The organism is Arcicella sp. LKC2W, assembly GCF_034931005.1.
In the GTDB taxonomy this organism is placed as follows: Bacteria; Bacteroidota; Bacteroidia; order Cytophagales; family Spirosomataceae; genus Arcicella.
In genome coordinates, this window is sequence record NZ_JAYGIN010000022.1 from 38631 (window position 1) to 52872 (window position 14242).

Below are 14242 nucleotides of genomic sequence, written 5' to 3' on the forward strand. Positions count from 1 at the left end.
ATCAACCGATGGATTAAGTCGGTGATGTTATTACATCGCATTAGGGTTTCATTTTCTACTTAACAGATTTTTAGAAATCAACTTTCAAACCTAATTGGATACTGTATGGAGAACCCCCACGAATGTATCCACCTTGAGTTGGGTCAACTGTATATTTTGAAGCAGCAGAGTTCCAATTGAATAAATTGATAAAGCGTCCTGCTGAAAAATCATCACCTGATGAATTGATATTTTGGTAATATCCAGATGTATAACTAAACATATTCAAAAGGTTGAACATATCTGCTCTTACAGTTACACCATATTTACCAATCATTACCTTTTTTGACAAACTTGCACTTGTTTGGTACATCCAAGGATAAACTCCTTGATAAACTCCTGAAATTTGACCTTGACTTTGCATAATTACATCTCTAACTTCTTGTGCTACGTTAGCCAATGGAGTCATATATTCTTGTGTTAATGTCGGAATATACGCTAAGTCTCTATCATTGGCATTGTTAGGGTTTCCAGTTGTTACGATGTTAAATCTTTTTTGTTGAGCTGCCGTAAAGTTTAATCCTAAACTAAATCCTTTTACTTGAGGAGAAGCCACGATTAATACAATTTTGTCGCCCACACCATTTTGGTATGAATTATTGAAAGAACCTTTAAATCTATCATAATAATTTGCTCCAACAAACTCAGCATCGTCAAATGTACCACCTGAAGAATACGTTGTTACGCCTGAACCTCTTGCAGTTGTATAAGTAAAGTTGATTAAACCATCTTTACCCAACTTAGCCGAAAGGTCTAATTGAAGAGCGGCATAACTTGAATTCCAGTCAGCATTGGTATGAACAATTACGTCAGCAAAGTTAGTATTTGCCACACCCATTACTTCTCTACCATCCACAGGGTTTGTTCCTGTTACTTTTCTGTTAGCATTTACCCAATAAGTATCATTAAATCCGACGTTATAAAAACCTGTAACAGTTGCTTTAAAACGGTCTCCGAAGAAATGCGTATAGCTTGAGTTAAATCTTAAAGTGCTTGGCATTTTGAAATTCGGGTCAAGCATAATGATGTTCGCAGCATTGCTTGGTACTTTTTCACCAGTAGGGTTGATTCTTGCTGATAACCAAGTTTTTGGGTCAGCAAAATTACCAGAACCAACATTTGCCATAATATCAGCATTGTTTGTATAGTCAACACGTTTGGTTGATACTCCATCATTATAGAATGTTTGAGTGATTGCTTGCGTTGAAATAGGCGAAGCAAATAAACCACCACCAATTTTGAAGATGTTTGTTTTGTCTCCTGTAATATCCCAAGTAAGGTTGAATCTTGGTTGAATCACACTGGTGTTTAATCCCGACGTATTGTCTAAGCGACTTCCATGCCATAATAAACTTGAGTTTAATAAAGCTGTATTTTGAGTAGGAACATTTCCAAATTGCTTCCACATATCCCAACGTAAACCTGCCTCAATTTTTACATTATCACCTACATTGAAAGCTGCTTCTGCATAAGCTCCAAGTTCTGCTAAGTTCCAAGTTTGTAATGCCTTCAAATCGAGCGTATTAGATACTAACTGACGATAAAAAGAAGGTTTGTTATTATTCAAATCGGCAATATTATTATATACTACTACTGGTGCTGTCCAGTGAGCTAAACGTTCTTGTTGGAAATAAATCTGATTGTTTGTTCCAAAAGTCCAAGTTACGCCATTGTTTGCATTGTAAGTAACATCATCAATCAATTGAATACTGCTGGTACGCATCATTTCAGGAATCCAAGTCAATTGTCCAAAAGCAATTGTTCCGCCTGTCAAACCATTTGCTCCAGGAATCCCCACATAAACACGTGGTTCTTGAACGGCATCTTTCGGGTTATTGGCACGGTCTGAAGTAATATATTGAACAATTAATTTATTCAGCACATTGTTACTAATGGTGGTACGTAAATCTGCTGTTACTCTATGTTCTAAATTTAAGAAAGGATAATTTCCAGAATTTGTACCCCAAACTCTCGTAGAAGGTAAAATTGGTGTATTCAAACTCAAAGCATTACCCGAATTTCCTTCATTTGTAAGGTCATAACGTAAATAATTATAGCGAATTGCAAATGTATTTTTACTGTTAATGTTCCAGTCTAATCTACCAAACATATTGGTTGTAGTAGCATCTTTTACCAAGTTTCCTACGCCATCACCCACATCATATCCTTTTGCTTTGGCAGCAGAGATAACTGCTTGAGCATCAGATTCGTTATAGCCATAAAAAGTATTTGCTTCTGTGGTACCACCAGCAAAGGTACTATTGCCATAATCTAAAAATAATTGAGTACGTGGGTCAGTCAAAGGAGATGTTTTATATTGGTCAAAAACACCAAAGAAAAATAACTTATCCTTAATGATTGGGCCGCTCAAAGTAAATCCGTATTGTCCTTGCGTTGGTACAGAAGAAAGTGGAGCTCCAACAGCATTTTTACTTTGTGATAAAGAACCACCACCCGCATAATACCAAGCTGCACCATGAAGTGTATTGGTACCAGATTTAGTAACTGCCTTTACAACACCACCACTATTTCTACCATTTTTTACACTATAATCATTCGTTTCTACTTCAAATTCACGAATTGCCTCTTGTGAAATAGTAAACGCTGCTCCATCTAAAGTTGCTCCAAACATCATACGACGAGTGTTTGCACCATCAACCGTAAAACCGCCTGTACCACCTTTTCCACCTGCCAATACAAAACCACCTAAGTTACGTTGTCCAACTTCAGGAGTATTAGATTGTCCTGAAAGAAATGCCAATTGTTCGAAGTTACGAGTTGGCGTAGGAATTACCGAAATCGTTTTGCCAGTAATAGCCAAAGCACTTCCCAATCTGTCCGTTCTTGACTTCATGCTATTAGCCACCACCACTACTTCTTCTAATTGTTTTCCTTCTTTCAATTTAAAGTCGAGCGTAATATGGTCACTCAAGTTGAGCATAATGCCTTCTTGTTGTTGTCCTTGGTAGCCAATAAACGACACCGTGATTTTATAAGGCCCTCCCAAAGGAAGTTCTCTAAAGTCATACAAACCGTTTTCTTTAGCTGATGCTCCAGTCTTAAAGCCAGTTGAAGTATTAACCAAGAGTACAGTAGCTCCAGGCAAAGCCCCATCTGTACCAGTAATCTTTCCAGAGATACTGGCATTTGTTCCTTGTCCGAAGATATTGTTAGTCACTAACAATATCAATGTAAGAAACCATAATTGAGTAGTAATTCTTTTCATTCTTGACAGATTAAAATATTAGAAATGGTTATTTGTTTAAAAAGGAAATAATAAAAATCAAGTGGTTAAGTATATAGTTTGTAAAGTCTGTGTTTGAAATGAAGTAATCTTTGAAATAATTTTTTTGAGAGGTTTCTTTATATCGTACAATTTTTTATTCTTTTTTTTCAATACAAATTTAATATCGTTAAATACTAACAAAAATCATAATGGATTGATTGTACCATATTTTTTACCAAAAGTGCCAACCTTGTTCTCAAATCGCAATGAGTAAAAATACACGGTCTATTTTTGACCTTTTTTACACCACAAAAAAAAGACAAATTTTTCTAATTATTAAAGAGAAAATAGCCATTAATAAGACTATTTCAAGTAAAAATAGGATGGTATTTTTATGCATTAGTATGGTACTTTTGTTCCATTTGTGCCGATATGATAGATATAGTATTCATATTTGCGATTGAATAAAAATCATAAAAAACACTAAAATCAATAAAACTATGTTGGGAGCTTTTTTAGAGAAACCAAATGAAATTCTGATAAAAGAAGTACAATTACCTGAGCCAAAATTTGGGGAAATCAGAATAAAACTGTCTAAAATAGGTATTTGTGGCTCTGATGTACATCTTTTTTTAGGACATAGATTATTGGACAAACCAACCATTATTGGGCATGAAGGCTTAGGATATATTGATAAAATAGGCGAAGGCGTTGAAGGAAGAGAAATCGGGGAGAGAGTCGTAATTGAACCTAATTTCCCATGTATGAAATGTAAATATTGTTTGTCAGGGCATGGTAATATATGTACAAACAAGCGTATTTTGGGCGTAAATGAAGCAGGTTGTTTTGCAGAGTACATCTCTATTCCTGCCAATTTTGCATGGAAAGTACCAACAAGTATTTCTGACGAAGACGCTGTAACCATTGAACCAATGGCGGTATCATATCATTCGTTAATGAAGTCAAAAGCTAAACCTGGTGATTGTATTGCGGTGATTGGTTTGGGAGCAATTGGTCTTTTACTGGCACACCTTGCCGTTCGTTTGGGATATAAGGTTTTGGCGACAGAAATAAATCCAGAAAAGATGAAGTTAGCAACCGATATGGGAGTGATTCCTGTTGTTGCCGAAGGAAATATTGATGAACAAAGTGATATTCTTAAAGACATTTGGCTCGAAGAAGAGGTCGTTGCCATTTTTGAGTGTGCAGGGTCAAATTTTACTGCTTCTTTAGTAACTGCTGCCGCACCAAGAGGTTCAGAAATTATATTGGTAGGACTTTCAGAAAAAAATGCTACATTCCGACCACTCAAAATTGCCCGAGAAGGAATCAGTATTTTACCTTCCATAATTTATGACCATCCATTTGATTTTAAGCGTGTTATCCAATTAATTTCTTCAAAAGTCATTGAACCAAACTTTATTATTTCAAGTTGTACAAATTTGCAAAATTTACAGTCCGCTTTGGAATTGGCAGCCAAAGGAGACGAAAGTAAAATTATTGTAGAAATATGAAACATTCCATTGCTTCGGTTTCGCTTTCTGGAACATTAATCGAAAAGGTAAAAGCCATTGCCAAAGCTGGTTATGATGGTATCGAATTATTTGAAAATGACCTGTTAGTTTCTGATATTCAGCCTGTTGAACTCAACAAAATAACAACCGATTTGGGTCTTGAAATTGTAGGGCTACAACCTTTTAGAGATTATGAAGCCATGCCCGAACCTTATAAATCACGAAGTTTGGAAAGGGCAAAGCATAAATTTGAGTTGATGCACGCTTTGGGAACGAAGAAATTATTTATATGTAGTAATACCTCAATTCATACCATTAATAATCTCGACAAAGCCGCAGAAGACCTTTATGATATAGCCGAATTGGCAAAAATACATGGTTTTGAAATTGGTTACGAAGCCCTGTCGTGGGGGCGTTTTGTCAATACTTATCATCAATCCGTAGAAATTGTAAAACGTGCCAACCACCCAAATTTGGGTAATATTTTAGATAATTTTCATATTTCAGCCCTCAATTCTACTTTTGAGGATATTTATACCATTCCCAAAGAAAAATTTACCATCGTGCAAGTTGCCGATGCTCCCAAATATGACATGGGAGCGATGCACTTGGGAAGGCATTTTCGTTGTTTTCCAGGGCAAGGAGCATTTCCTGTGGTAGAATTTATGAAGGCAGTTTGTGCCACAGGTTATGATGGTTATTTATCGCACGAGATTTTTAGTGATGAATTTCGTTCTTCCCAAATTGACCCTGTGGCTCGTGACGGCAAACGTTCTTTAATCTGGTTGGAGGGCGTAAGCAAAGAGGAAAAAGAAAGTCAAATTAAACTAAAATCTATTGAATTTGTTGAGTTTGCCACCACAGACAGTTGCCAAAATGATTTGGTGGTGATGTTAGAAAACTTAGGATTTGTAGAAACTTTCCGACACAAAATTAAAAATGTAAGTTTGTATCAATTAGGCGGGGTGAATATGGTCATTAACCGTCAGGCGGAAGTACAAAATATCCAACAAAACGCTGTTTGTGCCATTGGTTTTGTAACTGAAAATAAACAAAAAATACAGCATTGGACTCATCAATTGGGGTATCATTGGGAGAAAAGCAAAGCCAGTATTTATGAGTTGGATATACCTGCTGCTAAAGGCATTGGCAATATTTTATATTATTTTATCGACGAGAAAGACCTCGAAAAAGAGTTTTATCCAGTAGAATTTAATCCAATTACTACCGATAAAATTGACAACGGAATTACAGGCTTCGACCATATTGGGCATTCGGTTAGTGCTGATTTTTATTTGTCAAATACCTTATTTTATCGGGCATTATTGGGGCTTGATATAGAAGAATCTCTCGAAATTTTAGACCCAAGAGGTATCGTTTATAGTAGAGTTGCTAAAAATACGAATGGAAATATTAGAATTCCGCTGAGTTCAACCCGAAGTCAGGGAACGGCTATTGAAAAATTTGTTGCCAACACGGGAGCAGGAATTCAGCAGATAGCATTCCAAACACAAGATATTTTTCTGACAGCCCAAAGCATTAAAAATAAAGATTTAATACTTTCAATTCCTGCCAATTATTATGATGATTTGAAAGCAAAAACGCAACTTTCAGATGAAGTAATTGAAAAAATGAAGCAATTTAATATACTTTATGACCGTCAAGAGACGGGAGAATTTTTTCACTTTTATTGTAAAGAACTAAATGGTCTTTTTATGGAAATTGTGCAAAGAAAAGGTTCCTATAATCGTTATGGGGAAGTAAATTCACAAGTACGCCTTGCTGCCCAAGAGCGTGGGAGGCGAATTTGAAAGGGGATGAAGTGTATTAAAACGTAAAATATTTCTAAAATTTTACTATTTCTACTTTGGCAATTTAAAACTTGCCCTAAAAAGAGCCGTATGCTCGGAAGATTTTGTAGCCCCGAAATTCATTTCGGGGCTATTTTTTTCAAGAGTGCTAAAGTAGAACTAAAAAATCGTGTAAAATTAGAAACGATAGACCACAGATTGTACGGATTTGATAGATTTACACTGGGACGCACAGTCTGATAAAATAAATAAAAATCAGCCAAAATCAGTAAAATCCGTTCAATCTGTGGTCTAAATTTATCTCGTGACAAACTCGTTATAGTTCCGATAAGTTTTTTCAGAGAGAACCTGTTTAAATAGCTTCAAATTTAACAAACGAAATGCCTTGATTATGAAGGGATTTTTCGAGATAATTCTCGTTCCCAAAAACGGTGTTCTCCTACATATTTAAGAAATTCGATGGTATTTCCTCCGATGCTCACGCCAATATGGTTAAGTTTGAGCTTTTTAGATAAATGCGTTTCTGCGACTAATAAATCTGAATTTGCATCAAACCCAATGGCCTTGCAGTGCTTGAAGGCTTCGTCTAAAAATTGAATAGCTTCGGGAGTATTAGCTAAATTTTCAACACATTTTTGTCCACCAATTGTACAAATTGCATCAAATAATACAGAAGCACAGTTAAAAAATGTTTTGTCGGGGGAAATATTTGTTCCTTTATCTCCTTTGATTGCGGTCAATTTATTGGCAATTAAAATTGGTTTTCCACCGCCTGTTTTAATTGCTCGGACAATATTCTCTAATGACTTTTCATCAAAGCCATCTGCAAATAATACCCCAATTTGACGAGTCGCAATGCTTCCTTTAACAGTGTTAGCCATGCTTAGTGCTTCTGACTTTTCTAAAGAAGATTTTATGGTAATAGATTGATAATCAGCAGGATTTGCATTTGCTGGAACGGCATGGTTTTCGTATCTATAAACCTTTTGAGGTATAATTGCCCCAACTTTTTCAGCAATATATTGTGCCATTTCTAAGTCTATATTGGTCAGGTTATTGACCATTCTTTGGCAAATTTCGGATGATTCTAACTTGGATAATTCAAAAGCAATGGCATCTTTAATATGTTGTTTTTCATATTCTGCTTGAGAATTATAAAATAAAATAGCTTGTGAAAAATGGTTGAAAAATTTGTCTGATTTAGTTCTAACTTTCATTCCTGTATATTCACTACTATGCGAAGTAAATCCGCCTTCACTCGCTTTTGCTTGGAAAGGACAACCGCCACCTAATGAATTTGGCGAATAATTAATTTTTCCTTTACTGATTTGTTGGCGATAAAAACCATCTCTATTATTATTATGAACTTCATTAAGAGGTCGATTGATTGGTAAATCGTTAAAATTGGAAGTCCCTAATCGGTGAAATTGCGTATCTGTGTACGAAAATAATCTTCCCTGTAAAAGCGGGTCATCAGAAAAATCAATTCCTGACACAATATTGGCAGGACTAAAAGCGACTTGTTCTACTTCAGCAAAGAAATTATCAGGTACTTTATTTAAGGTCATTGTTCCGATGATTTCAACAGGAACGAGTTCTTCTGGAACCAGTTTCGTTGGGTCTAATAAATCAAAGTCGAATTTGTGTTCATCTTCTTCTGGAATAATTTGTACGCCAAAATCCCATTCTGGAAAATTTCCTTCCAAAATAGCTTCCAATAAATCCCTTCTATGAAAATCTGAATCTTTACCAGAGATACGTTGAGCTTCGTCCCAAGCTACCGAATGTACCCCTAATTTGGGTTTAAAATGAAATTTTACAAAATGTACTTTTCCTGCGGCATTGATTAACTTATAGGTATGCACCCCAAAACCCTCCATCATTCTATAACTGCGTGGAATTGCTCTATCGCTCATCACCCACATAATCATGTGTGCCGACTCTGGCATGAGTGAAATAAAATCCCAAAAAGTATCATGAGCTGAACCCGCTTGAGGCATTTCATTATCTTGTTCTGGTTTTACGGCGTGTACCAAATCAGGAAATTTAGTGGCATCTTGAATAAAGAAAACAGGAATATTATTGCCAACTAAATCAAAATTGCCAGCTTCAGTATAAAATTTTATAGCGAAACCCCTTACGTCTCTTGCCAAATCAGTAGAACCTCTAAAACCTGCCACCGTCGAAAATCTGATAAATAACGGGGTTTCAGTTTCGGTATTATTTAAAAAATCAGCCGTAGTATATTGTTCCAATGATTTTTTAAGTTTTAATACACCGTGAACTCCTGTTCCTCGTGCATGAACAACTCGCTCAGGAATTCGTTCTCTGTCAAAATGTGCCAGTTTTTCACGCACAATAAAATCTTCCAAGAGTGTAGCCCCTCTCTCGTGCGACTTTAAAGAATTATGATTATCATTTACTTTCACACCTTGATTGGTGGTCAGAAATTCATTAGTAGAATCTACTATTTGGGCTTGAAGTTGTTGGGACTTTTTAGTTTTCATGTTGTTTAAATTATGGGTAAAAAGTATATAAACTGAGTTTTATTTAAAAAGGAGTTCTTATATAAGTACAACTATGTGTTAGAATTATAATAAATCTATGCCAGCCGCCTTATCGTCAAAGTAGTTAACGTAAATCCATAATTCATGAAGAACCTTTTGTGTTGAATTCAGTCTCCTGAGTCTTTTCAGGAATACTTTTTCATCATACAATCATTAAAATCTAATTTTGTGGACAGTTGTGCTTATGAGAAATTTTGGGTAATTTTTGCTACAACTTGTTTTATATTAGGTAGTTATGGAGAAATTGAATGTTTTAAAGTGTTCCTTTGAAAAGGAAAGAGTCTTTAAAGGATTCAAAAAAAAACCTCTGACAAAATCGTGAACGATTGCCAGAGGTTTTGTGGGCTTTAATGATTCCTTAAATAATATATTTTGTGAGTAAAGTTCTGATGGCAATTTGGCGATTTTGAGCATTTTTAATGTCTTTTTTCTTAAAATCTTCCACTAAATCATCAATTTCTTTCCAAAGCATTTTGCCATCATCGTTTTTAGTTTTGATATTCAGACCTTTATTTTCAGCCAAAATTTTTCCCCAAACCGTTCTGACATCAACCCAATATTCACGGTTTTTCTTCCAAAATTCAACTGCTAATTGGCATTTCGAATCGTCAATTTTAACATAATTATTTAATCCTTTTTCCTGAGCCAATAATTTATCACCCGATTCTCCACGGATAATTTTGTCGTTATCTTGTTCGTGCAAATATCCAGTTTCAGTTACATGAATACGGTTATTTCTTCGTAAAACTTGATAATCATCTCTTTTGGTATATTCACGTCGTGGCAATGGGGCATCGGTAATATTTGCCCATGTGTGTTTTCCGTCTTGATGATTCCAAGAGGCAGAACCCTCATAACGTGGCATATCATTTATTTCAAAAACTTTCTGTGTCCATTGTCCTTTTACATCGTTTTTGGGCAGAATTAGCGGTTTCCATTCAGTTCCTTTCTGATAAGCCAAAAGGTCAGTATTTTCATAAACCCAATCTTCTCGCCAATGTTTTATCACCATTGTATCGTTTATTACTAAAAGGTGCATTAAAACTAAGCGGTCGTTTTTAGTTTCTTCATCGACAAAAATCCATTCACGTCCGCCCGTTCGATAACGGTCATGGAATTGATAGGATTTATCAGGAGCAAAAGTTTCGGCATAACTAAATTTTACATCAAAACAGCCACATTGACCTTTAATTGCCTTGATGTCCTCTGATTTTTGGGCATTTGCTAAGATTGATACTCCCATCAATATGATAGCTAAGATTCTTTTTTTCATAAATTAATTTTGATTTTTTATGTTCCTAAAAGTTTCCACCAGTAATGCGGCTTTTTGTAGCATTTCTGATAATTCGTCTAATTCACTTTCTTTAAAAAGGATATAATAATTGTTCATTGGGGTTCTCATCATGATTTCTTTGCCGTGAGAAGTATGGAACTCAAGCATACTTTTTCTTTCGTTGATGATGCCACAAAACCATTGATATTCAGATAATTGAAAACAGAAAAGCGAATTTTTGTAACATACATTTACCATTTGACAGCAATTGCAGAAGCCGATATAACCTTGATGATGTTCAACAATGGTTTTGAATTTGTGAGATGTTTGAGTCATGTCGTTAAATTATTTGCTTAAAAGTTGTTTGATAGGTTGCTCATTTGTTGCGATTGGGATGAATTATGACACAAAGTTTGACTTTATTTAGAATAATTCCAAATAATATTGATTTTTATTTGGAATTATTCTAAATAAGGCATTACCTTTGTCATGTCAAAAGCAAAACACAATGATTACTTACTTATGAGAAACCTATTTAAAATATTTCTATCCCTCTGTATAACAAATACTTATGCACAGAAAGTGATTGTTTTGGATAGTGTTTCTCATAAAAATTTAGAAGAAATAGTCGTTACCGCAACCAGAAGCGAACGGAAGTTGGGTTCTCTCTCAATTCCTGTAACCTTAATTGGTCAGCAACAAATTAAAACGATGGGGTCGCTGAGACTGAATGATGTTTTGGCAGAGCAAACAGGTTTATTCATTCAAAATGATCATGGGCAAGGTGTTCAAATTCAAGGGTTTAGCCCCGATTATACTTTGATTTTGGTAGATGGAGAACCACTAATTGGAAGAACCGCAGGAACATTGGAACTTTCACGATTGGCAGTTGGTAATATAAAACAAATCGAAATTGTGAAAGGGCCTTCATCAAGTTTGTATGGTTCTGAGGCATTGGCAGGAGTGATTAATATTATCACAAACCGCCCCGAAAAAGCAAAAGGTGACATTTCTTTACGGTATGGCACAAACCAAGTTATGGACTTTTCTGGGAATATAGCTTTGAAAATCAATAAGTTAGGTTTGTCTTTTTTCATGAATCATTATAAAACGAACGGTTATGATTTTAGTCCAGAAGTTTTTGGAGCAACAGTTTCTCCTTTTCAAAACACTACTTTTAGCCCAAAAGTAAGTTATGATTTTTCTGAAAAAATAAAATTCTCAATGTCGGGAAGATTATTTGTTGAAAATCAAGAAAACGCACTTTTGGCAGCAAATGAAAAGGTAACAGGTTGGGGAAAAGTGACCGATTGGAATTTAACTCCTATTCTTAGAATTCAACTTCAGCCAAAATTAAAAGTAAACGCTCGTTATTATACGTCACGTTATCGGACAAACTCTACCTTAGTCTATCAAAAAAATGATGACGTATATGATAATACGTTTTTTATTCAAACTTTTCAAAGACCAGAAGTTCAATTAGATTATGCTTTAAGTGAAAAGCAGAATTTAACAGTTGGTTTAGGGCAAATTTGGGAAAGTGTAGAAGCCACTCGATATGAAGGAACTAAACGATTTGACACCAAATATGCTTTTTTACAATACGAAAATTCATCAATAAATCACCTAAACCTAACTATCGGGGGGCGTTTTGATGCTCATTCTGCCTATGAATCACAATTGAGTCCAAAATTTTCGGCTGGGTATCAACTAACGCCAGAAATTACTTTGCGAGGTTCAGTAGGCGTAGGCTTCAAAGCCCCCGATTTTAGACAATTATACCTCAATTTTACCAATGCGGTGGCTGGATATAGTGTTTTAGGTACGCAAGAAGTCATCAATGGAGTGGCAAAATTACAGGCTGAAAATCAAATTTCTGAAATGCTTTTTGATGTAAATCAGTTGTCAACTCTCAAGGCAGAAAGTTCTTTAGCATTCAATTTGGGAAGTACCATTAATTTACCTAATAATTTGAAAATCAGTGTAAATGCTTTTAGAAATGACATTAATAATTTGATTCAAACGCAAGCGATTGCCCGAAAAACCAATGGGCAAAATGTGTTTAGTTATCTCAATTTAAACAAAGTATTTACACAGGGAATTGAAGCGGAATTTAGTAAACAAGTCATTTTGAATCAACATTCTTTTACATGGTCGTTTGGGTATCAATTTTTGGAAGCAAAAGATAAAGAAATTGTCTCTAAAATAGAAAATGGCGAAGTTTTTAGGCGTGACCCTATTAGTTTTCAAACGGTTCGGGTAAAGGCATCTGAATATGAAGGACTTTTTAACAGGTCAAATCATTCAGGAAATATTAAAGTATTTTATGAAAACAAGAAAAATAACATAAGTTCTTCATTAAGAGGTGTTTATAGAAGTAGATACGGTTTTGCAGATTTTAATGGCAACAGTATTGCTGACACAGAAGATGAGTTTGTCAATGGCTATTTTCTCTGGAATTTCTCCATAAATAAAACCTTTAAAGACCATTATCAAATACAAATGGGTTGTGATAATATCGCAGGATTTACAGACCCTCAACGAATTTCCAATTTAGCGGGCAGGCTAATTTGGTTGAGTTTAGGACTCAAACTTGAGCCTAAAAAAAGACAATAATCGTAATGTATTGAGGGTGGAGAATTAACAATTTTAGTCACCTCTCTGGGTAATATCCTCATTTTATGGGACATATTCCTGTACCTAAAAGTACGCTTGATTTTACCCCAAACAGTTCCAACTTTGTTGGAACTGTTTATAAAAATGTTATGGATTATAAGTCCAAAATTTTTCGGAACTATCTACAATTTGTCGCAGAATAAAATTAGACCACAGATTGTACTGATTCAACGGATTTACACGGATAAATTTAAAGAAAAATCAGTGTAAATCTGTTTTATGTGTTCTATCCGTGGTCTAATTTTGTCTTGCGACAAATAGTAGATAAGTCCAAAATTTTAAGCTGACAAATTAGTCAATTGTTTGATTGTCAGTTGTTTGTAATGAGTTGAGTTTAACATCAAATTATATAATTTATCTTATGAAAACACAAGAAAACACGCATACACACACTATTTTAGTCCAAAACGCTGAATCTTACATTACTCAGTGCAATTGTTGCAACGAAATTCAGTTGAAATATAAAAATATCATGTTGGTTTTCAATTGGAGCGACCTTGTTGGTTTTCTTCAAAGGTTGAGTGATGTACCACCAAACGAGAAATATTATGTCATCGAAATTGTTGATATGAGAAGTATCCCATCATTGAGATTTGGTTTTTCGGCATCTGGTATTTTCCTGACTTTCAACGAAATAGAAGAATTGCAGGGGCTGATTTCTGCGGCTTGTGAGAGAATGAACTTAGGGCTTTTTTTTAGAAATAGTATCAGCGATAACTGACATGGTAGAAATAATCAGAAACCCAAGTTGTCCTGTTTTAACCCTTAGAATACGACAAAAAACGACGGTAGAGGATACAAAAAAATACCTCTCTGAAATAAGTAACAATCTCAAAACAAAAGATTCATTTGGTTTATTATTTGATTTTTCTAACGGACATATTCAAAGAGAAAGAGGCGTTTTAAAACTTGAAAATGAGTGGTTTAAAGGTTATAGAAGGTCTTTTAAAAATCAATGTTTTGGGGTTGCTATGGTTACAAATTCGTTTTTAACGCTCAATATTTGGAAAAATATTGCGGCGTGTTTAGCCAAACGAACTTTCGGGTGTGAAGTTGGCATTTTTGATTGTCGTTCAGATGCCCAAATGTGGCTGATGGATAGATATTTACTTCCTCAAAATACTAAAAATTAATCA

At 35.0% G+C, this 14242-nt stretch carries 9 protein-coding genes; 5 read left to right on the forward strand and 4 right to left on the reverse strand.

Features of this window, described 5'->3' with window-relative positions; translation table 11 throughout:
• Window positions 1-70 precede the first annotated feature (70 nt).
• Window positions 71-3265 (reverse strand): TonB-dependent receptor, encoded by a 3195-nt coding sequence (locus tag VB796_RS17720; protein WP_323347913.1) that lies wholly within the window; start codon window positions 3263-3265, stop codon window positions 71-73.
• A gap of 500 nt (window positions 3266-3765) precedes the next feature.
• On the opposite strand from VB796_RS17720, the gene VB796_RS17725 reads away from it, so the two are divergent.
• A complete protein-coding gene (locus VB796_RS17725; protein ID WP_323347914.1) occupies window positions 3766-4779 on the forward strand; it encodes a zinc-dependent alcohol dehydrogenase in 1014 nt (337 codons plus the stop codon).
• Window positions 4776-6590: a bifunctional sugar phosphate isomerase/epimerase/4-hydroxyphenylpyruvate dioxygenase family protein gene (locus VB796_RS17730; protein ID WP_323347915.1), complete on the forward strand. Its 1815-nt coding sequence runs from the start codon at window positions 4776-4778 to the stop codon at window positions 6588-6590. Before VB796_RS17725 ends, VB796_RS17730 begins: the two co-directional genes overlap by 4 nt.
• A gap of 389 nt (window positions 6591-6979) precedes the next feature.
• On the opposite strand, the gene VB796_RS17735 is transcribed toward VB796_RS17730, so the two are convergent.
• The 3 genes from VB796_RS17735 to VB796_RS17745 form a co-directional block, all read right to left on the reverse strand.
• Entirely contained in the window at window positions 6980-9097 is a 2118-nt protein-coding gene (locus VB796_RS17735; protein WP_323347916.1) for a catalase, read from the reverse strand.
• 418 nt (window positions 9098-9515) lie between these two features.
• Window positions 9516-10430, reverse strand: a complete 915-nt coding sequence (locus VB796_RS17740; RefSeq protein WP_323347917.1) for a DUF6607 family protein — start codon at window positions 10428-10430, stop codon at window positions 9516-9518.
• Window positions 10431-10433: 3 nt separating this feature from the next.
• Entirely contained in the window at window positions 10434-10766 is a 333-nt protein-coding gene (locus tag VB796_RS17745) for a DUF6686 family protein (protein ID WP_323347918.1), read from the reverse strand.
• Window positions 10767-10952: 186 nt separating this feature from the next.
• Here VB796_RS17745 and VB796_RS17750 point away from each other — a divergent pair, with 186 nt between their 5' ends.
• The 3 genes from VB796_RS17750 to VB796_RS17760 all read left to right on the forward strand — a co-directional run bounded on the left by VB796_RS17750 (window position 10953) and on the right by VB796_RS17760 (window position 14239).
• A complete protein-coding gene (locus tag VB796_RS17750) occupies window positions 10953-13046 on the forward strand; it encodes a TonB-dependent receptor (protein ID WP_323347919.1) in 2094 nt (697 codons plus the stop codon).
• A gap of 421 nt (window positions 13047-13467) precedes the next feature.
• Complete coding sequence (locus VB796_RS17755) at window positions 13468-13827, forward strand: DUF6686 family protein (RefSeq protein ID WP_323347920.1); 360 nt, start codon at window positions 13468-13470, stop codon at window positions 13825-13827.
• A gap of 1 nt (window position 13828) precedes the next feature.
• Window positions 13829-14239: a hypothetical protein gene (locus VB796_RS17760; RefSeq protein ID WP_323347921.1), complete on the forward strand. Its 411-nt coding sequence runs from the start codon at window positions 13829-13831 to the stop codon at window positions 14237-14239.
• Window positions 14240-14242: the final 3 nt, after the last annotated feature.

Excerpts from the sequence above, each read along its gene's own strand:
- VB796_RS17740 (WP_323347917.1), bottom strand. The coding sequence starts at position 10,430 with ATGAAAAAAAGAATCTTAGCTATCATATTGATGGGAGTATCAATCTTA.
- VB796_RS17725 (WP_323347914.1), top strand. The coding sequence starts at position 3,766 with ATGTTGGGAGCTTTTTTAGAGAAACCAAATGAAATTCTGATAAAAGAA.
- VB796_RS17755 (WP_323347920.1), top strand. The coding sequence starts at position 13,468 with ATGAAAACACAAGAAAACACGCATACACACACTATTTTAGTCCAAAAC.
- VB796_RS17735 (WP_323347916.1), bottom strand. The coding sequence starts at position 9,097 with ATGAAAACTAAAAAGTCCCAACAACTTCAAGCCCAAATAGTAGATTCT.
- VB796_RS17760 (WP_323347921.1), top strand. The coding sequence starts at position 13,829 with ATGGTAGAAATAATCAGAAACCCAAGTTGTCCTGTTTTAACCCTTAGA.
- VB796_RS17750 (WP_323347919.1), top strand. The coding sequence starts at position 10,953 with ATGAGAAACCTATTTAAAATATTTCTATCCCTCTGTATAACAAATACT.
- VB796_RS17720 (WP_323347913.1), bottom strand. The coding sequence starts at position 3,265 with ATGAAAAGAATTACTACTCAATTATGGTTTCTTACATTGATATTGTTA.
- VB796_RS17745 (WP_323347918.1), bottom strand. The coding sequence starts at position 10,766 with ATGACTCAAACATCTCACAAATTCAAAACCATTGTTGAACATCATCAA.
- VB796_RS17730 (WP_323347915.1), top strand. The coding sequence starts at position 4,776 with ATGAAACATTCCATTGCTTCGGTTTCGCTTTCTGGAACATTAATCGAA.